The 21,005-nt window shown below is 60.5% G+C and carries 20 protein-coding genes and 1 pseudogene; 11 read left to right on the top strand and 10 right to left on the bottom strand.

The genetic code is table 11. The annotated features are described in order from the left end of the window. Positions 1 to 61: 61 nt before the first annotated feature. The 4 genes from ACMVPR_RS06820 to ACMVPR_RS06805 form a co-directional block, all read right to left on the bottom strand. Entirely contained in the window at positions 62 to 1,378 is a 1,317-nt protein-coding gene (locus ACMVPR_RS06820; RefSeq protein WP_292269239.1) for an HlyC/CorC family transporter, read from the bottom strand. A 68-nt stretch (positions 1,379 to 1,446) separates the two neighbouring features. After that, positions 1,447 to 2,373 (bottom strand): site-specific tyrosine recombinase XerD, encoded by a 927-nt coding sequence (locus tag ACMVPR_RS06815; protein WP_416882230.1) that lies wholly within the window; start codon positions 2,371 to 2,373, stop codon positions 1,447 to 1,449. Further along, entirely contained in the window at positions 2,370 to 3,929 is a 1,560-nt protein-coding gene (locus ACMVPR_RS06810) for a hypothetical protein (RefSeq protein ID WP_416882229.1), read from the bottom strand. Before ACMVPR_RS06810 ends, ACMVPR_RS06815 begins: the two co-directional genes overlap by 4 nt. Then, the gene (locus ACMVPR_RS06805) at positions 3,919 to 4,068 is read right to left on the bottom strand and encodes a hypothetical protein (RefSeq protein ID WP_292269244.1); all 150 of its coding nucleotides are present in this window, start codon (positions 4,066 to 4,068) and stop codon (positions 3,919 to 3,921) included. Before ACMVPR_RS06805 ends, ACMVPR_RS06810 begins: the two co-directional genes overlap by 11 nt. Positions 4,069 to 4,200: 132 nt before the next feature. On the opposite strand from ACMVPR_RS06805, the gene ACMVPR_RS06800 reads away from it, so the two are divergent. Together ACMVPR_RS06800 and aroB are read left to right on the top strand one after the other, a co-directional pair. Further along, entirely contained in the window at positions 4,201 to 4,749 is a 549-nt protein-coding gene (locus ACMVPR_RS06800) for a shikimate kinase (protein ID WP_416882228.1), read from the top strand. Next, positions 4,746 to 5,857, top strand: a pseudogene (aroB, locus tag ACMVPR_RS06795) (3-dehydroquinate synthase). The gene ACMVPR_RS06800 and the pseudogene aroB overlap by 4 nt, the downstream one beginning before the upstream one ends. A gap of 27 nt (positions 5,858 to 5,884) precedes the next feature. On the opposite strand, the gene ssb reads toward aroB, so the two are convergent. Beyond that, the gene (ssb, locus tag ACMVPR_RS06790) at positions 5,885 to 6,406 is read right to left on the bottom strand and encodes a single-stranded DNA-binding protein (protein ID WP_416882227.1); all 522 of its coding nucleotides are present in this window, start codon (positions 6,404 to 6,406) and stop codon (positions 5,885 to 5,887) included. A gap of 213 nt (positions 6,407 to 6,619) precedes the next feature. On the opposite strand from ssb, the gene ACMVPR_RS06785 reads away from it, so the two are divergent. Together ACMVPR_RS06785 and ACMVPR_RS06780 are read left to right on the top strand one after the other, a co-directional pair. Next, entirely contained in the window at positions 6,620 to 7,237 is a 618-nt protein-coding gene (locus ACMVPR_RS06785) for a lytic transglycosylase domain-containing protein (RefSeq protein ID WP_416882226.1), read from the top strand. 226 nt (positions 7,238 to 7,463) lie between these two features. Continuing rightward, complete coding sequence (locus tag ACMVPR_RS06780; protein ID WP_300588891.1) at positions 7,464 to 7,652, top strand: hypothetical protein; 189 nt, start codon at positions 7,464 to 7,466, stop codon at positions 7,650 to 7,652. Between the two features lie 103 nt (positions 7,653 to 7,755). On the opposite strand, the gene ACMVPR_RS06775 is transcribed toward ACMVPR_RS06780, so the two are convergent. From ACMVPR_RS06775 to miaA, 5 genes are all read right to left on the bottom strand, one after another. Beyond that, entirely contained in the window at positions 7,756 to 9,840 is a 2,085-nt protein-coding gene (locus ACMVPR_RS06775; RefSeq protein ID WP_300588889.1) for an ABC transporter ATP-binding protein, read from the bottom strand. A gap of 98 nt (positions 9,841 to 9,938) precedes the next feature. Further along, complete coding sequence (locus ACMVPR_RS06770; protein WP_416882225.1) at positions 9,939 to 11,132, bottom strand: ABC transporter permease; 1,194 nt, start codon at positions 11,130 to 11,132, stop codon at positions 9,939 to 9,941. Positions 11,133 to 11,149: 17 nt separating this feature from the next. Further along, positions 11,150 to 12,205, bottom strand: a complete 1,056-nt coding sequence (locus ACMVPR_RS06765; protein WP_416882224.1) for an ABC transporter permease — start codon at positions 12,203 to 12,205, stop codon at positions 11,150 to 11,152. Between the two features lie 105 nt (positions 12,206 to 12,310). Then, positions 12,311 to 13,978 (bottom strand): ABC transporter substrate-binding protein, encoded by a 1,668-nt coding sequence (locus ACMVPR_RS06760; protein WP_416882223.1) that lies wholly within the window; start codon positions 13,976 to 13,978, stop codon positions 12,311 to 12,313. A 206-nt stretch (positions 13,979 to 14,184) separates the two neighbouring features. Next, entirely contained in the window at positions 14,185 to 15,054 is an 870-nt protein-coding gene (gene miaA, locus ACMVPR_RS06755) for a tRNA (adenosine(37)-N6)-dimethylallyltransferase MiaA (RefSeq protein ID WP_416884628.1), read from the bottom strand. Positions 15,055 to 15,217: 163 nt separating this feature from the next. Between miaA and pyrH the strand changes: the two genes are divergently transcribed. From pyrH to ACMVPR_RS06720, 7 genes are all read left to right on the top strand, one after another. Continuing rightward, positions 15,218 to 15,985: a UMP kinase gene (gene pyrH / locus ACMVPR_RS06750; RefSeq protein WP_300588881.1), complete on the top strand. Its 768-nt coding sequence runs from the start codon at positions 15,218 to 15,220 to the stop codon at positions 15,983 to 15,985. Between the two features lie 115 nt (positions 15,986 to 16,100). Further along, positions 16,101 to 16,664 (top strand): ribosome recycling factor, encoded by a 564-nt coding sequence (gene frr, locus ACMVPR_RS06745; protein ID WP_300588879.1) that lies wholly within the window; start codon positions 16,101 to 16,103, stop codon positions 16,662 to 16,664. 26 nt (positions 16,665 to 16,690) lie between these two features. Then, entirely contained in the window at positions 16,691 to 17,416 is a 726-nt protein-coding gene (locus ACMVPR_RS06740; RefSeq protein ID WP_300588877.1) for an isoprenyl transferase, read from the top strand. After that, positions 17,413 to 18,201: a phosphatidate cytidylyltransferase gene (locus ACMVPR_RS06735; RefSeq protein ID WP_300588875.1), complete on the top strand. Its 789-nt coding sequence runs from the start codon at positions 17,413 to 17,415 to the stop codon at positions 18,199 to 18,201. Before ACMVPR_RS06740 ends, ACMVPR_RS06735 begins: the two co-directional genes overlap by 4 nt. Further along, positions 18,198 to 19,370 carry a 1-deoxy-D-xylulose-5-phosphate reductoisomerase gene (gene dxr / locus ACMVPR_RS06730; protein ID WP_416882222.1) on the top strand — a complete coding sequence of 391 codons (1,173 nt, stop codon included), beginning with the start codon at positions 18,198 to 18,200 and terminating at the stop codon, positions 19,368 to 19,370. Before ACMVPR_RS06735 ends, dxr begins: the two co-directional genes overlap by 4 nt. A 3-nt stretch (positions 19,371 to 19,373) precedes the next feature. Next, the gene (gene rseP, locus ACMVPR_RS06725; protein ID WP_416882221.1) at positions 19,374 to 20,717 is read left to right on the top strand and encodes an RIP metalloprotease RseP; all 1,344 of its coding nucleotides are present in this window, start codon (positions 19,374 to 19,376) and stop codon (positions 20,715 to 20,717) included. A 120-nt stretch (positions 20,718 to 20,837) separates the two neighbouring features. Beyond that, entirely contained in the window at positions 20,838 to 20,996 is a 159-nt protein-coding gene (locus tag ACMVPR_RS06720) for a hypothetical protein (protein WP_292270357.1), read from the top strand. Positions 20,997 to 21,005: the final 9 nt, after the last annotated feature.

The following is a 21,005-nucleotide window of genomic DNA, read 5'->3' as shown; positions in this document are numbered from 1 at the left end:
CCCCAATGCGTTTCCGTCAACGGAAACGCCAAACGCGCCTGCGCGTTTGCAGCACCTTGGGTCACTCTGCCGCCAATGGCCTGATCTTGAGCGCCGTGATGCGGTTGTTCTCGCGTGCCACCACTTCAAAGCGGAAACCATGGAAGCTGAAGACCTGCCCGATGGTCGGGATCATTTGTGCCTCGTGGATCACAAGGCCTGCAACGGTGTTGGCCTCTTCGTCGGGCAGCGTCCAATCCAGCGCCCGGTTGAGGTCGCGGATCGTCGTCGAGCCGTCGATCCAGTAATTGCCATCGTCGCTGCGCTTGACGGCATGCGCGCCATCCGGGTCGAACTCGTCGGTGATCTCGCCCACGATTTCTTCGAGAATATCCTCAAGCGTGATCAGCCCCTGCAAGGCCCCGTACTCATCCACCACCAGCGCAAAATGCGTACGCCGGCGCAGAAACTGGCGCATCTGGTCGTCAAGCGATGTACTGTCGGGGATGAAGTATGGCTTCATCGCCACGTCGGCGAATTTGAAACTGCTCATCGCCTCGGCGGGTTTGTCGCTTTCCTGCATGAAGCGGTACATGGCGCGGAACAGGTCCTTGGCATGCACCACCCCGATGATGTTCTCCGGGTCGCCCCGGAACACAGGCAGTCGGGTGTGGTTCGACTCCAGACATTGGCGCAGGATGTCCTGCGGATCATTGTCGGCGTCGATCATCTCGATGCCCGACCGGTGAAGCATGATTTCTTCCACGGTGCGTTCGCTGAGGTCCAGCGCACCCAGAATACGGTCGCGGTCTTCCTTTTCGACCACACCCTCGGAATGGCCCAGTTGCAGGGCTCCGGCGATTTCCTCGCGCACGGCAAGGATGTGGCTGTCAGGGTCGGTCTTGACACCGAAGATGCTCAACACGCCCCGCACCAGAACCCGGACCGCGCTGACGATGGGGGAAAAGACCGTGATGACCAGCTGAATCACCGGCGACACACGGCTCGCGGCGGTTTCGGGATTGGTGATGGCGTAGGTCTTGGGCAGCACCTCGGCAAAGACCAACACCAGCACCGTCATCACCAGCGTTGCCAGCGCCACACCGGATTCGCCGAAAAGCCGCGTGAACAGCGCCGTCGCCAGCGATGTGGCTAGGATGTTGACAAGGTTGTTGCCCAGAAGGACCGACCCGATCAGGCGTTCATTGTCCTCGGTGATCCGGAGCGCGCGATCCGCACCTTTGGACCCCTTGTCGGACATTGTCCGCAATTTGCCCCGTGACGCGGCGGTCAGCGCGGTTTCCGAGCCACTGAAAAAGGCCGACAGGACCAGAAGACCAAGAATGGCGGCAGCGGTGATCCAGAAGGCGGCATCTGCCGCGGGAAGTGCGGGTTCCATGAGATCCAACGTTATGAAAACTTGACAGGGTTATGGGGTCAGCGGCGCGCGCGTTCAAGGGCTGTGGGTCAGTCGCGGGCCATGGGGTGGTGATCCAGCACCAGCTCTTTCAGACGTTCTTCCAGAACATGGGTGTAAATCTCGGTGGTGGAGACATCTGCATGCCCCAGAAAGGTCTGGATCGCCCGCAGGTCGGCCCCGTTGGCCAGAAGATGTGTCGCAAAGGCATGGCGGAGCGTGTGGGGCGTGACTTTGGCGGGTGAGACGCCCCCTTCGACGGCGAGATCCTTGATCAGCACATAAAAGGCGTGGCGCGTCAGGTGGCCGGACTGGCCACGCGACGGGAAAAGGAAGGTCGAGGCAGCTTTGCCATTCGCCCGTGCGTCCTCTTCCATCGTCTCGCGCGTTTTCAACCAGTCGCGCAGCGCCGCGCGGGCAGGGGGCGACAGCGGCACCATCCGTTCCTTTCCGCCTTTGCCACGGATCAGCAGCATCCTCGGGTCGCCCTTGGCAGACGACAGGGGCAGGGTGACCAGTTCGCTGACCCGCATCCCTGTCGCGTAGAGAAGTTGCATCAGGCAGGTGTTGCGTTCGCGTTCGGACGGGCTGCGGCCATGTGCGGCGGCGGCCTCGAGCAGGCGGTCGACCTCTTCTGTGGACAGCGTTTTGGGCAGGCGTTTGTCGCGCCCCGGTCCACTGATTTGCACAGCAGGGTTGTCGGCGCGAAACCCCTCTTCAAAACAAAAACGGTAGAGTTGCTTGATCGCCGATAGCCGTCGGGCGCGGGTAGATTTCGCCAGCCCCTGCGCGTCGCAATGCACCAGGTAGTCTTCCACATCCACCTTCTGCGCGGCGGTCAGCGACGATCCTCGGCCAGACAGCCAGTCGGTGAAATCCGCCAGATCCCGCGCATAGGCCAATTGGGTGTTCGTCGCAGCACCCCGTTCTGCGGCCTGCGCATCGAGAAAGGCTGCAATCCAGTGGCGGTCGCTCATCGCCGCGCGCCTTCCATGTCGAGGATGGCAAGTTGCAGGGCCGCGCGGCGGGCGGTGTCTTCAAGCCCGAAGGCCCGCAAGGCACGCAAAGCTTCGGTCAGCTCCGTGTCATTGCCACTGGCACCGGCATCAAAGTTTCGGATGGCGCTCAGTAGCGCTTCGCCGAGGCGGTTTTGCCCGGGCAATCCGGCGAGTTCACCAGGCGCTTGTGCCGTGTCCGACCATGCCTCGGCCAGTGCCGCCGCGTGGGGCACGTCTGCGGGGAGGCGTGTCGGCTTCTGGCCCCGCGCGAGGGACGCAAGGAACGCGAGGTTCGGGTCCGGGCTGGCGACAAGGTCTTGCGCGACCAACTCGTAGCCATCCGACAGCAGCCCGGCCGTCGCGGCGATCGTTTCAGCCCGCTCCGACAGGGACAGTCCCTGAAGCCGCAATGCAAAGAGGTTGGAGAACGGCACCAGAAGACCAGCAGCCCTCATTTGCGGCCAAACCTGTTCAAGCGCCGAGGACACAGCGTCGGGCGTGCCGCGGGTCAGCGCGGTTTCGAACCGTTGCAGCGCATCGACACGGTCCCAGATGCCTCCCGACGCAGCAGGCTTTTGCGCCGTATAGACGCCCAAGAGCTGGTTTCCATCAATCGCGCCCGCGCGGGCCAATCGTTCCGCTGCCTGCAATTGGGCGCGCCAGCCGGAATCGCCGGACAGTTCCACCACGGCAAAGGACAAGGGCAGGGGCGTGGTCGGCAGCGCTTCTCCGATTGCTTCGAACAGTCTGAATTGCAGAGGCGTCGGGCGCACGGGCGGCGGCATGGGCTCTGCGTCTTCGGCGTATTCGGGATCGAGGAACCGCAGTAGCAATTCGGTGTCGAGATCGGACAATTGGCCCAATGCGACGCCCGTTTGATAAATGGTGATCGCATGCGAATAGTCGCCGCTGCGGGTGGCGCACCAGATCCGGGTCGGCAGATCGGTGCTGAGATTGGGCGCGTCCGATAAAACGGCACACAGCGCTTCGTCCGTTCCCGTCAGGAGCGCCAGATCGAAGGCAAGGTCAAAAAGCTGCGGCGTGAGAACACCCACCCGCTCCATCAGCGCTTCGGCCGGGGGCACCAACCCGTGCCGGTAGAGCAGGTTCACCCGTGCGTTCAGAAACGCATCGCCCGTCGCACTGGATGGTGGTTCGGCTTCCGCCAGCATGAGAATGTGCAACAGCCCGGTCAGCGCGGGTACGCTTGGACGGCGAATCTGCAAAAGGTCCAGTGCCGCGATCAGGTCGGCTTCGGAGCTGCCTAGCCAAAGACTTGGCGGCAAACCCGTGACCGACCCCGGCAGAAGGCCGACCCCGCCGACGCCCGGTGCATCAAGCGACTGAACCTCGACTTCGGGAACGGTGGCGCTTTGGGCAACCGGGTTCGCTTCGGGGGCCACAACGACTGGAGCTGCATTCTGTGGCACGGCAAGCCAGTCGATGGCAGACAAAGGCTGTTCTTGCGGCTGTTGCTGCGCGAAGGCGGGCCATGCTGTGCAGGCCAGGATCAGGAGACTTGGCTTAATCTGCATCCAGCGTCACAGGTTGTCTGACTTCCGTCTGCGGCGGTGAAAAATCCGCGCCGAAATACGGCCCCACATAGGCATAAGCCACCAGCGCGACTGCGCCGATGATGATCAGATAGATCAGCCACTTTATGATACGTCCCATGACGACCCTTGCCCTGCCTCGATTATTTTTTCCAAGTTATAACTGGCCTTTTGCACAAGATCACGTCATTCAACGGCGGATGTCAAAAAATTGGCGGCACTTGGCCGAGTTACAAGGGGTCTGTCCGGGGCAATGCAGGCAAGACTGAAGAAAACTGTGGTTCTTGTCGGCATGATGGGCGCTGGTAAAACGGCCGTTGGCAAAGCTCTTGCCACCATGTTGCACGCCCCGTTTCTTGATTCGGATGCCGAAATCGAGAAAGCCGCGAACATGACCATCCCCGAGATTTTCGCCCGCGACGGAGAGCCGTTCTTTCGGGTGAAGGAAAGACAGGTCATCTCGCGACTGATTGAGCGGGAAAAGGGTGTTCTGTCGACCGGCGGTGGCGCTTACATGGCTGAGGAAAACCGCGAGATCATCTCGAAAAAGGGTGTCGCGGTCTGGCTCAATGCCGATCTGGACGTCTTGTGGCAGCGCGTGCGCCACAAGGACACAAGGCCGCTGTTGCGGGGGTCTGACCCGTTCGGCACGCTCAAGCGGATCTATGAGGAACGCGTTCCTGTCTATGCCTTGGCGGACCTGCGTGTGAAGTCCGAACAAGGCTTGTCGATTGACGATATGGCGTTGCGGGTGATCGACGCTCTGAAAACGCGCCCTGACGTGCTGGAGGTTCTGGAGTGATTGAAACGGTCCATGTCCCGCTTGAGGGTCGTGCCTATGATGTACGGATCGGGGCGGATCTTTGGCCCGCGCGGGCGTCGAGATTACACCGCTGCTCAAAAGGCCCCGTGTTGCGATTGTAACCGATGCGCATGTCGCGGACTTGCACCTCAAAGCACTCGAAACGGCGCTGGCCGCCGAAGGGATCGCCTCGGTCAGCCTGACCTTGCCCGCAGGCGAAAGCACCAAGGGCTGGCCACAGTTCGAGCGCACGGTGGAATGGCTGCTGGAACAGAAGGTCGAACGCCGGGACGTTGTTGTGGCCCTGGGCGGCGGCGTGATCGGGGATCTGGTCGGGTTCGCTGCGGCCGTGCTGCGCCGGGGGGTCCGGTTCGTGCAAATTCCGACCTCACTTCTGGCGCAGGTCGACAGTTCCGTGGGTGGCAAGACCGGGATCAACGCACCTCAGGGCAAGAACCTGATCGGAGCGTTTCACCAGCCCGCGCTGGTTCTGGCGGATATATCCGTGCTCAACACGCTGCCCAAGCGCGATTTCCTTGCAGGCTATGGCGAGGTGGTCAAATACGGCCTTCTTGGCGACGCCGCGTTCTTTGACTGGCAGGATCAGAACGCCGCCCGCATCGCGGCCCGTGATCCCGAAGCGCTGGCCTACGCCGTCAAGCGGTCGGTCGAAATGAAGGCCGAGATCGTGGTGCGCGACGAGACCGAACAGGGCGACCGCGCGCTTTTGAACCTTGGGCACACGTTCTGCCACGCGTTCGAAGCCGCCACCGGCTATTCCGACAGGTTGCTGCACGGGGAGGGCGTGGCAATCGGCTGTGCCCTCGCATTCGAGCTGTCCTCCCGCCTTGGCCTGTGTTCGCAGGAAGAGCCGAGCCGTGTGCGCGAAATGCTCAGCACGATGGGGATGAAGGTCACGCTTGCGGATATCGACGGGAACTTGCCCGATGCGCAGGCGCTGCTTGATCTCATGGGGCAGGACAAAAAGGTGATCGACGGCCAGCTGCGCTTTATCCTCGCGCGCGGGATCGGTCAGGCGTTTGTCACCTCGGAGGTGCCGGCTGACACGGTGCTGCACCTGTTGCAGGACGCGCTGTCCGAACGATGAAAAAAGCGCCCCTCGGGGCGCTTTTGGTCAGAACGGGATTTCGTCGTCGATGTCGCGGGCCGGTGCGCGGGCAGGGCCACCGCCACCACCGCTTGAGCCGCCGCCATAATCGCCCCCATAGCCACCGCCGTAGTCGCCGCCATAATCGCCGCCGCCGCTGCTGCTGCCGCCACCATAGCCGCCACCACCGCCGCCATCGCGGCCGTCGAGCAGGGTGAGTTCACCGCGATAGGGGCGCAACACGACTTCCGTGGTGTAGCGGTCCTGACCGGACTGGTCCTGCCATTTGCGCGTTTCCAGTTGCCCCTCGATATACACCTTGGAGCCTTTCTTGAGATACTGCTCCGCAATGCGGGCCAGCGGTTCGGAGAAGATGGCGACGCTGTGCCATTCGGTCCGTTCCTTGCGTTCCCCGGTGTTGCGGTCCTTCCAGGTCTCTGACGTGGCAATCCGCAGGTTGCAGACCTTGCCGCCGTTTTGGAACGTGCGCACTTCCGGATCGCGGCCGAGATTGCCGACGATGATGACCTTGTTGACTGAACCGGCCATGTTTCCCCCATCTTGAATTCGAATCTGTGGCGCTGCGCACCATTTGTGTGACCCTACACCAGCGCTTTGCCAGATTGCCATCCGCTATTGGCGAAAGCCGCCGAAGTCATTCCATCACCTTGTGGTTAACAAATGATGAGCAACCAAGGCTGGTGTGAAACGCAAATCCAGACTATACACCTGCATAATCTCCACGTGGGGCGTGAGCATTTTATGCGAACAACAAGACAGAGATTTGTTGCGGCGATCTGTGTGGCCGCAATGATGAGTGCGGGCGCGGCAAGCGCAGAAGTGTTGTCCACCAAAAGCCGTGTGGCGCTCTTTTCCAGCAAAACCAAGGTTTTGGACTCGCGCGCGGCGCAGCAGTACAAAAGCTCGGTGCGGTTGCAACCGCCCAAGGTTGTGACGCCCTCGAAATGGGGGGATGCCGGCGAAGACGGTCCGGTTCCACAGTATCGCGGACGGTACTCCGGCGTCTATGCCGGTATGGCGCGTGATGCCGCCAGACGGCACGGCATTCCCGAGGACCTTTTTCTGCGCCTGGTGCAGCAGGAAAGCAATTTCAACCCCAATGCCCGCTCCCACAAAGGGGCGATCGGTCTCGCACAGCTGATGCCCGGCACCGCGCAATACCTGCGTGTTGACCCGAACGATCCGGCAGAGAACCTGGACGGGGGTGCGCGGTATCTCAAGGAACAGTACCGCAAGTTCGGCCAATGGCCCTTGGCTCTTGCGGCCTATAACGCGGGACCCGGTGCGGTCGAAAAGCACAATGGCATTCCGCCATTCCGCGAGACCCGCAACTATGTGAAAAAGATCTGGGGCCGGTAAGTCCAATCAATTCAGATATTTGCTGCTGGTTGTTTCCGATGCTCGCGATTTAGGCCTGCGCGACCTCCCATTTGCCCGGAACTTTGGCGACCTGTGCCAAAACTGTTCTATTCCGGTCAAACTGCTGCCCCATTCCACCGCCAGAACAGCGTCAGAACATGTGGAACTGTACCCAAGACTGAAGCCGCTGCATTGGCGGTCAAGGCATGGGAATATGGAGAGTGGTATGATTAAGTTCATCAATAGCTTTCGGGCCGACGAGTCGGGCGCTGTCACCGTGGATTGGGTCGTTCTGACCGCTGCGGTCGTGGGTATGGCGATGCTGACCTATGCAGGACTGGCCGATAATACACAGGCTGTGACCGACGCGACCGGTGCCGCCGTGTTGACGGCCCAGGACTTCCTGACGAACTAAGTCTTATGAAAAGGCGTGGCAGCCCTCTGGGGCTGTCCTGCTGCGTTTCGCGATACTCCGATCCAGTCCTGTGGGGCGCGCCAAAAGCGGCTTCATCGTCTGGCTATTCAGCCGCGATCTGGATGACTGGTTCCATTGCCGCCAATTGCGCATCGCTCAGATGGCATTTCACCTGGTGCCCCTCTCCCAATTGACGCATCGGCGGCACCTCTTTCTCGCACAGACCTCCCGGCACCTGCGACTTCCAGCGGCAGCGCGTCTGAAACGGACAGCCCGGCGGCGGGTTCATGGCCGAAGGAATGTCTCCCTCCAACACGATATGCTTCTTTGTCACCCGTGTGTCCGCGATGGGAACGGCTGACAACAGCGCCTCTGTATAGGGGTGGTAAGGCGGCGCGAAGACCTGATCGGTCGTGCCCAACTCCACCACATGGCCAAGATACATAACCATAACGCGATCAGACAGGTAGCGCACGATGCTCAAGTCATGGCTGATGAAAAGCAGCGTGGTCTTCTGTTCGCGCTGAATCTCCATGAGCAGGTCCGTGACCGCCGCCTGAACCGACACATCCAGCGCCGACACCGGCTCGTCCGCCACCACGATCCGCGCGTTTCCGGCAAACGCGCGGGCGATGCCGACACGTTGTTTCTGTCCTCCCGACAACTGGCGTGGCATCCGGTCTGCAAAGGCGCGCGGCAGCTTCACGAGGTCCAGAAGTTGCAACATCCGCTCACGCCGCTCGGCGTCGCTGTTGCCGATCCCGAACACCTCAAGCGCGCGGATGATCTGCCGTCCCACGGTCATCGATGGGTTCAGCGTGTCGAAGGGGTTCTGAAAGACCATCTGCACATCGGCGATGGTCTGGGTGTCGCGTTTTTCAATCGGGGTGGATTCAATGTTGCGGTTGTCGAGCAGGATCTGCCCGTCCGTCGCGGTCTCGAGCCCCATCAACACCTTGGCGAAAGTGGATTTGCCGCAACCGGATTCCCCCACGATGGCCAATGTCTCGGATTCCCGCGCCTCGAAACTCAGGGTCTCGTTGGCCTTGACCACCTTGGTGTCGCCGCGTTTTCCGAAAAGCGCGTTTGCCGCCACCTCGTAATATTTCTTGAGGTTGTCCATCTTGAGAACAACCCGCCCCGGTTCCGATTTCTGCGTCGTATTGCCCGCCACCATCGGGGCCTGCCAGTCGATCTCCTGAAACCGCAGACAGCGCGTCGCGTGGCGCTCATTGCCCGGAACATCGAACATCCTGATGTCGCCCGCATCGCAGCGGCCAGCCTCGAAATAATCACAACGCGGTCCGAAATTGCAGCCCTTGGGACGCTCATGCGGCAGGGGAAAATTGCCGGGTATCGCGCGCAGGGGTCGCGCGTTCTTGTCGGCACCGGGCAGGGGGATCGACCGGAACAGGGCCTGCGTGTAGGGGTGCTGCATCTCGTCGAACACGTCCTTGATCGACCCGCGCTCCACTGCTTCGCCGGAATACATCACACAGAGCCGGTCGCAGGTCTCCAGCACCAGACCAAGGTTGTGGCTGATGAACAGCATCGAGGTGCCGTATTTCTTGCCCAGTTCCTTGACCAGTTCGACCACCGCCGCCTCGACCGTCACGTCAAGCGCGGTTGTCGGCTCATCGAGGATGAGCAGCGACGGCTCGGCCATCAGCGCCATGGCAATCACGATACGCTGCTGCTGGCCGCCGGAAAGCTGGTGCGGATAGGCGTCCAGAATGCGCGCCGGGTCCGGCAGTTTCACATCCGTGACCACCTGAAGCGCACGCTCATACGCTTCTTTCTCGGACGATCCGCGATGGATCATCGGCACTTCCATCAGCTGCCTGCCGATCTTCATCGCCGGGTTCAGCGACGCCATCGGCTCCTGGTAGATCATCGCAATCTCGGAGCCGCGGATCTTGCGCAATTCTTCCTGGCTCATCGCATTCAGATCACGGCCCTTGAACTTGATCGACCCGCCGACGATGCGCCCGTTCTTGCCCAGATCCTGCATGACACCCAGCGCAACGGTGGACTTCCCGCAACCCGACTCGCCCACAAGGCCGACCGCTTCGCCCGGCATCACCCGGACCGAGAAATCCATCACCGCCGGAATTTCCCGCAGCCGGGTGAAGAACGAAATCGACAGGCTGTCGATCTCGAGAATGGGTCCGTCGTAGCTGTCTTTCATCTTGTCTCTCCCGGTTGGGATGGCAGGGCAGGTTCCCTGCTTCTCTGGTTCACAAATACTTCGGGGGTTTGGGGGCAGCGCCCCCAATCCTAACATCATCAATCGCGCAACAATTCCTCGCGCAGCCCATCGGCCAACAAGTTCAACCCAAGCACCATGCTCAAAAGCGCAAAGGCGGGGACCATCGCAGGATGCAGGTAAATCTGCAGCAACCGTCGCCCGTCATTGATCGTGGTGCCCCAATCCGGGCTTTCCGGCGGCAGGCCCAGTCCGAAGAACCCCAAGGTGCCCAGAAGGATCGTTGTGTAGCCGATCCGCAGGCAGAAATCGACGATCAGCGGCCCGCGCGCATTGGGCAGGATCTCCCACAGCATGATGTACCATGGCCGCTCCCCCCGGGTCTGTGCGGCAGCCACGTAATCGCGGGTTTTGATGTCCATGGTCAGTCCGCGCACGATACGGAACACCGTGGGCGAGTTGACGAAAACCACCGACACGAACACCACGAGGATACCGCCCTGCAGATTGAAAAGGTCCACCGCGTCTGGCAGCACCGTGAGCGCCGTACCCGGTTGAGAGATCAGCGAGAGGTAAAGCCACCCCATCACCCCGAGCACCCCGATCAAGAGCGGCGTGCGGACCTTTGGTTGCGTGCGGTACCTGGAATTGAGCAGGACCCCGACAAAGATGATCGGAAATACGAACAGAACCATCGCCATGTAATTCGGGATGCCGGTATCCACGATCTCCGGTGTAACGAGCAGATAGAACAGCAGGATCACCGGAAAGGCGAGGATCAGGTTCGCCAGAAAGCTGAGAAACGTATCAAGCCGTCCGCCGTAATATCCCGCAGGCAGGCCCAGCGTGATCCCGACCATGAAGGCAAAGAGTGTCGCCAAAGGCGCGATCTGCACCACAACCCACGCACCTTTGACCATGCGGCTGAACACGTCGCGGGCAAGGTTGTCGCCGCCGAAAAGGTAATAGGGATATTGCCCGTCCTCGGCGCCCATGATCGGGGTGCCGGGAGGCTTGTTCTTCATGCTCGACACCTGCGCCAGTGGGTCATGCGTGATGATCAGGTCGAAGGCACCGAAGATGCCTGTGAAAACCCAGAACATCACCAGCGCAAAGCCGATCATCCCGATGGTGCTGTCAAACAGTTTGCCGTAAAGCCCAAGCCTGCGCTTGTAGACGATGGACAGGGTGAAAAGTGCGATCAGCGCAACCCAGACAGGCATGAACTGTATGCCGACCCGGGTGATGATCTCTAACCAGCTGAGCGGTTCCATACTGCTTTTCCTTCCGCTCAGGACACGCTGATGCGTGGGTTAAGGTAAACGTAGCCGATATCCGAGATGAGCTGCGTGATAAGCACCACGAAGACCGACACCACCGACACACCCAGCAAAAGCTCGATGTCGTTGTTTCCAGCGGCCTGCACCAGCGTCCAGCCGAAGCCCTTGTAGTTGAACAGGGTCTCGACGATCACCACGCCGTTCAGAAGCCATGGAAATTGCAGCATGATCACCGTAAAGGGTGCGATCAGCGCGTTCCGCAGTGCGTGTTTCATGACAATGTTCGGGAAGCTGACACCCTTCAGACGGGCGGTGCGGATGTATTGCGCCGTCATCACTTCGGCCATGGAGGCGCGGGTCATGCGGGCGATGTATCCCATCCCGTAAAGCGCGATGGTCATTACCGGCAGGGTGAAGTTCTCGAAGGTTGCATCCTCCATCGCGCTGGTGGCCGAGCCGTTGAACCAGCGCAGACCAAAGGCAGTAGAGGCAAAGACGGCGATGAACACGACGCCCGACACGTATTCCGGCGTGGCGGTTGTGATGATCGACACGGTGGACAGCGACCTGTCTGTACGGCTGCCTTCGCGCATGCCGGCCAGCACGCCGATGATCAAAGCGCCGGGCACCATGACCATCATCACCCAAAACATCAGCTTGCCGGTCAGGCCCAGCCGCGTGGCAATGATCGACCCGACACCGTCCTGAAAAACGGTCGAATAGCCCCAGTCTCCTTGCAAAACGCCGCAAAAGCTGCGGGCGTCGTCCGGCAGAACACCGTTTTCAAGCACACCGTTGCAGCGCGACCGCACCGTGCCGTCCCGGCCTTCGATCACCCAACCGGGGGCGACGCCAAGCCATTGCGCGTATTTGAGGGGCAGGGGCTGGCCGTAGCCGCGATCCTGAAGAAAGCTTGCGACCTGTTCGTCCGTCATCCGGACGTTGCCCTGGTTCTTGGCCAGTTTTTCCAGGTTCGGGGCAAGATTGGTGAGCCAGAAAACAATGAACGTCAAACAAAGGGCTGTCAGAAGCATCGTTCCGATGCGTCGGAGCAGAAAAAAAGCCATGTCGGGTGGGTCTCCCTCATCATGTCCACGCAAGAGCGCGCAGAGCGTGGGGTCTCATGGGCCACCGCCCCCCTGACGAACAGGAGGGCGGGGCCAGAGCATGGATCAGGCCGCGAACCCGAACTTGTAGAGATGGAACTCGTGCGACGGGTGCTTCTCTGCGTTCACAACATTGCCGTTGTGGTGGTTGTAGAGCGACCGCCAGAACGGCTGGATCATCACGCCATCATCACGCAGGGTTTGCTGCACCTTGGCCATCACCTCGCGCCGCTTGTCGGCGTCAGCGATGGACAGAGCGTCGGCCATCAGCGCGTCGAACTCCGGGTTGGCGTAGCCGCTCTCGTTCCAGGCCTCGCCCGAGCGATAGGCCAGCGACAGAACCTGCACGTCGAGCGGACGGTGGTTCCAGGTGGTCGCGCTGAACGGGAACTTGGTCCAGTCGTTCCAGAAGGTCGAACCGGGCAGAACCGTGTGCTTGATGTTCACACCTGCATCCGCGATCTGCGCTCGCACCGAAGCACCGGTGTTGCGCTCCCAGTCGTCGTCCAGCGTGATCAGCTCGTGCTCGTAATCGGCGAAATCTGTGCCGTCGAGCATGGCCTTGCCTGCCGCCGGATCGAACGGTGCCGGACCGATATCGGCATAAGCCGGGTGTATCGGGCAGACATGGTGGTTTTCGGCCACCTGGCCGCGACCATTGTAGCCCAGCTCAAGACAGACCGCGTTGTCGACCATCATCGCCAGCGCGACGCGCACATTGCGGTCCGCATAGGGCACACGACCATCAACTTCGGTCTGCTGGTTGAAGCGGTGAACCAGCGTGGCCGCTGTCACGGTTTCGGTCTTCACCCAACCGATGGCGTCGAGGATGTCGATGAAGTCACCAACCAATTCATAAAGCAGATCGACTTCACCCAATTCCGCCGCCGCCAGCCAAGAAGCCGGATCAGTGCCGTAGTCGATGAATTCGATGCGGTCGAGGTAAGGTCCACCCAGAACCTCGGTGCCCCACCACGTGTGATCGGTGGCGCGTTCGATGACCGCTTTCACACCCACTTCGATGGAGACCGGGCGGAACGGACCGGTGCCGATGCCGTTGGCATAAACGTCGCCGCCGTCATAGCTCTCATGCACGATGGCAGAGGGGTAGTCGGACATGTTGGCGATGATCGCGATATCCGGAGCCGTGAGATTCAAACGAACTGTCAGATCATCAACCACTTCGATGGCACCGTCGCGGGCCTGACCGGTGTTGGAGTCGATGAGCCCGCCCATGCGCGCCGACATGGAGTTGCCTTCCATGGCCGAATCGCACCAACCGGTGATGTTCCGCGCCACATCTGCCGCTGTGAATGGATCGCCGTTGTTCCAAGTCACGCCCGGGCGCACATTCAGCGTGTAGGTCTTGGCGTCCTCGCTGACCTCCCAGCTTTCAAGCAGCATGCCGCGGAAGGAACCGTCGTTCTGGTATTCGATGAGGTATTCAAGGAAACCGCGCGACTGGTTGCCGATCTCGGACCAGTCATAGGCGCGGGGGTCTTTCATCGCTTTGACCAGCGTCTGGATGCGCAGGGTGCCGCCCTGCTGGATATTGGCTGTCTGTGCCTGAACGGGCTGTGCAAGTCCGATCATGCCATAGGCGGCCGCAGCCGTGACGCCCATGCTGGTCGCGCGCGTCAGGAATTCGCGACGGTCCATCAAGCCCGCCTTGTATTCCTCGGCATAAAGCTTGGCCGCCGGATGTAATGTCTTCGTCTGAGTGGTGTGCGTCATCTGTTTCTCCCTGTGACATACTTCTTATTGGGCGCTTTGGAATTCGACGGGTGTATCCCGTACTTTGAATGGGGCGCTTTTTGATGCATTGCGCCTGATCCCAAAGGTTCCGTCAATCGTCAGACTAGACCTTTTAGTGTCTGATTGCGACACCCGGCTTGCCTTCTTGCGACATTTGATCTGCAGGCGACCCCAGTGACGAAAATTCAGGACTGGAGTTCCGCTGCGTCAACCTGCTGCCAGAACTGCATGCGGGCGCGGAACCACGTGCGTTGTCGTTTTGCGAATTGCCGCGTGAGGATCGTGGACCTGTCTCGTGCCTCTTGCAGCGTCATGGTCCCGTCGATCACCGCCATCAATTCGGCAGCACCGATGGCTTTGGCCGAAGGCAGGTCGGGCGACCATGTTGCACGATTGGCATGTGCTTCTTCCATCGCTCCGGTTTCGAGCATCCGGTCGAACCGAGCCTCGATCCGTGGGGTGAGCCAGTCTTTCGCGGCGTTCACCACCAATGGTGTGACAGCGCTGAGCGGCAGGCGCGGCGGAGCGGTCGTCTCCTGCCAATCGGCGAGACCTTTGCCGGTATGGGTCAGCACCTCCCAAGCCCGCTGAACCCGCATCGGGTTGGCAGTGTCGATGCGATTGCGGGTCTTCAGGTCGAGTTCGTCGACCAGCCCAGCATGGCCTTCGGTATCGATCCGCTGCATCGCGGTTTGCCGAATCTCGTCCGGTGTGGCGGGGATTTGCGCCAGACCCTCGGTCAGAGCGGTAAAATACAAGCCCGTCCCACCAACGATGATCGGACGCGCCCCGGCGGTCAGGACATGTTCGAGGTCGCGCAGCCAGTCACCCACGGAATAGGGCACATCCCCCGCAACATGCCCGTACAGCACGTGCTGCGCGCGTGCTTCGTCCGCTTGCGATGGACGTGCCGTCAGAACCCGCCAATTGGCGTAGACTTGGATCGCATCGGCATTGACGACAACACCTCCCTGCGCCTCGGCGATGCGCAAAGCCAACTCTGACTTGCCGCTTGCCGTGGGACCCGCAATCAGTACCGGCTTTTGCGGATCCATCGCTGCGATCCGATCTGAAACGCGTTGCGCCACGCCTGTTGCCTCTCAGAGATATGCCGCGCCTGCGGCCAGTTTGCAGGACAGGACGACTTCGCCTTGCCCCTAGGCCGGTTTTCCGACAGTTTGCAGGCAACCTTAGACTCTCGTTGAAACGGAGCGCAACATGGCGGACACCCAAACCCCTCATCCGAAATACAAACGTGTGATGCTCAAGATCTCGGGCGAGGCGCTGATGGGGGATCAGGGGTTCGGATTGCACCCCCCAACGGTCCAGCGCATCGCGCAAGAGGTCAAATCCGTACACGACCTCGGTGTCGAGATTTGCATGGTGATCGGCGGCGGCAACGTGTTCCGGGGGCTTCAAGGCAGCGCGCAGGGTATGGAACGCACCACGGCGGACTACATGGGCATGCTTGCCACTGTGATGAACGCGCTGGCCATGCAATCCGCGCTAGAAGAGCAGGGCGTCTTCACCCGCGTGATTTCCGCGATCCGCATGGACGAAGTGGCCGAGCCTTATATCCGTCGCCGCGCCGTCCGCCATCTTGAGAAGAAGCGCGTCTGCGTCTTTGCTGGCGGCACCGGGAACCCCTATTTCACCACCGACACCGCAGCTGCATTGCGCGCCAACGAGATGAACTGCGAAGCGATACTGATGGGCAAGAACGGGGTGGATGGGATTTATGACAAAGACCCGCGCGCCCATTCGGACGCCAAGCGGTACGATACGGTCAGCTATGACGAAGTGCTCCAGAAAAACCTCAAGGTGATGGATGCGTCGGCCATTGCGCTGGCACGGGACAACAACCTGCCGATCATCGTCTTTTCACTGGATGAACCGGGCGGATTCCGCGGTATCCTTGCCGGGGATGGCACCTACACCATGGTGCATGGTGGAAGCAGCAAATTCGGTGCAGGCGAGGCGGCCTGACCAATCGGTCACAGACCTTCCGGTGAATAAACCAGAGTGACGTAAGGTGCTATACTTTCGGGCACGCGTCGCATAAAACGCAAAACAAAGCAGAAAAACCGCTCTTGAGGGCCTCATGGCAGATGACTTCATTCTCGACACTGACGATCTGACGCGCCGCATGGATGGTGCGATGGCGAACCTGCGCACGGAATTCGCCTCGCTGCGCACCGGACGGGCCAGCGCATCCATGCTGGAGCCGGTCATGGTGGACGCGTATGGCAGCATGACCCCGATCAACCAGGTGGGGACGGTCAACGTGCCGGAACCCCGGATGGTTACGATCAATGTGTGGGACAAGGGACTGGTCGGGAAGGTCGAAAAAGCGATCCGCGAAAGCGGCCTTGGCATCAACCCGCAGCTCAATGGCACGATCATCATGCTGCCAATTCCCGAATTGAACGAAGAACGCCGCCGCGAACTTGGCAAGGTGGCAGGTCAATATGCCGAGCACGCGCGCGTTTCAGTACGCAACGTCCGGCGCGACGGCATGGATCAGATCAAGAAAGCAAAGTCGGATGGACTGTCCGAGGATGACCAGAAATTCTGGGAAGCGGAAGTTCAGGAACTGACCGATTCCTTTATCAAAAAGATCGACGCTGCTTTGGAGACAAAGCAGGAAGAGATCATGCAGGTCTGAGACCTCTTAGGAAGGACCGTAGCCCGATGGCTCAGCGCACAGCGAAAGATGACGGCCCACGGCATGTGGCGATCATCATGGATGGCAACGGTCGCTGGGCCACCCAGCGTGGCCGTCCGCGCCTGTTCGGGCATCAGGCGGGCGCGCGCCGTGTGCGCGAGATTGTCGAAGCCTGCCCTGATCTTGGCGTGGATTACCTTACCGTTTTCGCCTTCTCGACCGAGAACTGGAAACGCACGCAGTCCGAGGTGGCCGGACTGATGAACCTGTTCCGCCGCTACATCACGCGTGAAGCCAAGTCGCTCAAGGCGAATGACATCTGCGTCCGCTTCATCGGCGATCGGGTGCGGCTCGACAAGAAACTTGTCTCGATGATGGACGAGCTTGAGGCGCTGACGGCGAATTGTCAGACGGTCAACCTGACCATCGCGATCAACTACGGTGGCCGTGACGAAGTGGCGCGCGCGACAAAGCGGCTCGCCCGTGACGTGGCAGAAGGGCGGTTGAGCCCTGACGATGTGGATGAAGAAACGCTGCCAAAGTATTTGGATACCTGCGTTTTGCCCGATCCTGATCTTGTGATCCGCACAAGCGGAGAAGCACGTATCTCGAACTTCCTGCTGTGGCAGTCGGCGTATTCGGAATACGAATTCATCGACACGCTCTGGCCGGATTTCACCGCCGACGAATTCCGTTCGGTTGTTGGCGGGTTCGGCACTCGCGAACGCCGCTTCGGCGCTGTGGTGGCATGACGTCAGGAAAGTGGGACGACCTTGCCCCACGGCTGATCTCGGCCGTGGCGATGGTTGGCATTGGCGCACTTGGCGTCTGGCTGGGCGGTCTGTGGTTTCATGGCCTGATCGCAATTGTCGTCGGGCTGATGGTCTGGGAACTGGTGACAATGCTGGACACCGGGCGCAGCAAATCCCCGATCATTCTGGCCGTCGCCGCAGGTCTGGCGTCGATGATCGCCGTAGAGATCCCCGCGTCGCTTGCACTTCCTTTGCTCATGATGCCGTCGATGCTGGGCCTTGGCCGGATGGAGCGGGGTGGTGTGACCTATGCCGTGTTCACCGCACTGATTTTGCTGGCTGGTTATGGCCTGATGACCTTGCGCGACGACTTTGGCCTGACGTGGATGGTTTGGCTTTTGTTGGTGGTCGTGGTCACGGACATCGCGGGTTACTTTGCAGGGCGGCTGATTGGTGGGCCAAAGCTTTGGCCGCGTGTCAGCCCGAAGAAAACGTGGTCCGGTACGGTGGCCGGCTGGGCCGGATCGTCTGTGGTCGCGGTGCTCTTTGCCGGGGCGACAAGCGCAGGGTTGGGTTTGATCGGTGTCAGCATTGCCGTCAGTATGGCCAGCCAGATCGGGGATATCGCCGAAAGCGCCATCAAGCGTCGGGCAGGGGTCAAGGACAGCTCAAAGCTTATTCCCGGTCACGGCGGTTTGCTGGATCGGTTTGACGGAATGCTGGGCGCGGCGCTGTTCATCGTGATCGCGGGCCAGCTTGTCGGATTTCCACCGGGGACCCAATGAGGCGGATCACGATCTTTGGGGCCACGGGCTCTATCGGACAGAACACTCTGGACCTGATCGGTCGGGACCCTGATGCGTATCAGGTCGTCGCCCTGACGGGGGACCAGAACATTGCGCAGCTTGCGCGTGACGCGATCGCCTTCAACGCCGAACTGGCTGTTACCGCCGATCCCGCGCGGCTCGGTGATCTGCAGGCTGCATTGGACGGAACGGGAATCGAAGCTGCCGCCGGACCTTCCGCTTTGATTGAAGCGGCAAGCCGTCCCGCCGACTGGATCATGTCCTGCATTGTCGGCTCTGCCGGTCTTGCACCGGGCCTGCGGGCTCTTGAACAAGGCACAAGCCTTGCACTGGCCAACAAGGAAAGCATGGTGTGCGCCGGGCCACTCATGTTGGCGACGGCCAAGGCGCATGGTGCCGCGATCCTTCCGGTGGACAGTGAACATTCTGCTGTGTTCCAGGCGCTGATTGGCGAAGACATGAGCGCGGTGGAACGGGTCATTATCACCGCTTCGGGTGGCGCATTCCGCGACTGGCCGATTGAAGATTTGGCCAAGGCCACGCCCGAACAGGCGGCGACCCACCCGAATTGGGCTATGGGGCAACGGATCACCATCGACAGTGCCTCCATGTTTAACAAGGCGCTGGAACTGATTGAAACACGTGAGTTTTTCCAGATTGAACCATCGAAAATTGAAGCGGTGGTGCATCCGGAATTGATGATCCATGCGCTGGTCGGCTTCAAGGATGGCGCGTTAATGGCGCATGTAGGGCCTGCGGATATGCGTCACGCGATTGGCTTTGCGCTGCACTATCCCGACCGCAAGTCGCTTCCGGTCGAAAGGCTCGATCTGGTCAAGCTGGGAAAACTCACGTTCCGACCCGCGGACGAGACCCGCTGGCCCGCGCTGCGCCTTGCCCGCGAGGTCATGGCAACAGGAGGTTTGGCGGGGGCGTGTTTCAACGCTGCCAAGGAACGTGCGCTCGACGGGTTCATCGCAAAACGCATCGGTTTTCAGCAGATTGCCGTTGTCGTGGAAGAGGTATTGTCCCGAGTTTCGGCCCATCCGGGTCACATTGATGCCGCCATCACCCTTGATAACGTCATCGATCTAGACCATCTCGCTCGTGTACGGGCAGATGAAATCATGAACGAATTAGAGGGTTGAGCCTTGGATATTGCAGCTTTGCTGCCGCAGTTTGGTAGTGTGATTTGGACCCTCCTGGCCTTCGTGGTCGCCCTGTCGATCATCGTGGCCATCCACGAATACGGCCATTACATCGTCGGGCGCTGGTCGGGCATTGATGCCGATGTGTTCTCGCTCGGCTTTGGCCCGGTGCTGTTCTCGCGCGTCGACAAACGCGGCACGAAATGGCAATTCGCGCTTCTTCCACTGGGCGGCTACGTCAAGTTCAAAGGCGACAGCAACGCCTCTGGCGGCAAGGACGAAGCGGCGATGTCCGTTCTGTCAGACGCAGAACGCAGGCGGACCATGAATGGTGCTCCGCTTTGGGCGCGCGCGGCCACTGTCGCCGCAGGCCCGGCGTTCAACTTTGCCCTGTCGATCCTCATCTTCACGACCATCCTCATGCTACGGGGCGAAGTCACCGATCCAGTCAAGGTTGGCGAATTGCGTGCGGTTCCGGCGCAGAACGAACTTCAGGTGGGTGACATCCTGTTGGGCATCGAGGGTGTTGATCTTCCGCCATATGGCGAATCCTCCAGCTTCCAGTCGTTCCTCGACGACCTGCCGGTCCAAGAGCATCTGGACTACACCGTGCAACGGGGCGACGAGACCCTGGTGGTACAGGGGCCTTATGTCTATCCGCCCGTGGCGACCCAGATCATACCACGCTCGGCCTCTGATGATGCCGGGTTCCGGGCCGGTGACATCATTGTCTCTATCAACGGGGAACCGATCTACGCGTTCGAGCAACTGCGCGAGGCGGTCGAAGGATCGGACGGCGTGACCCTCTCACTCGAGGTGTGGCGCGACGGCGATATCCGCGTTCTGGAAATGACCCCACGCCGCACGGATGAACCGCAGCGTGATGGAACCTTCGCTACCAATTATCGGATCGGAATCGTCGGCGGCATGTTCTTTGAACCCGCCACCGAAATGACAGGCCCGGTCAGTGCCTTTGTGTCGGGGGTTCAACAGACCGTCCGCATCATCGACGGGTCGCTGTCCGGCCTGTGGTACATGATCACCGGTGCAATCGGCACCTGCAACCTGTCCGGACCGATTGGAATCGCTGAAACCTCAGGGTCGATGGCGTCGCAGGGCACCACCAACTTTATCTGGTTCATTGCAGTGCTCAGCACGGCGGTTGGCCTGCTGAACCTGTTTCCGATTCCCGTGCTGGATGGCGGTCACCTGGTGTTTCACGCCTATGAAGCTGTGACCGGGCGCCCGCCCAGCGACAAAGCGCTGCGCGTTTTGATGGCCATTGGACTGACCCTGTTGCTGTCGCTGATGCTGTTCGCACTCTACAACGATCTGTTCTGCCCATAGGGCCCGAAAAAACCTGTCAGAACAGGGACGATTTCACAAAATCGTCCCATTTTGCGCCCGAATGCTGACACATTTCCCCGGCATTTCTTGCAGTGGAACCAAAAGCATCCGAGGTGCGACATGCAAACGATTCAAGACGGCTACCGGTCGTTCAGCCTGCTGATCTCCATCAACTGGGATCGGATGTTTTACGTGTTTGCAATCGCTGCTTCCCTGTTTCTGGGCGCCTATCTCGGCACGCTCATGATCGAAGCAATGACACACCCCGTCGGCTATTGACCAAAGCGG

Origin of the sequence: Marivita sp. (assembly GCF_048006345.1) — a bacterium.
GTDB lineage: Bacteria > Pseudomonadota > Alphaproteobacteria > Rhodobacterales > Rhodobacteraceae > Marivita.
Note: the sequence above shows the minus strand (reverse complement) of the source record. Positions and strands in the feature narration are given on the sequence as shown.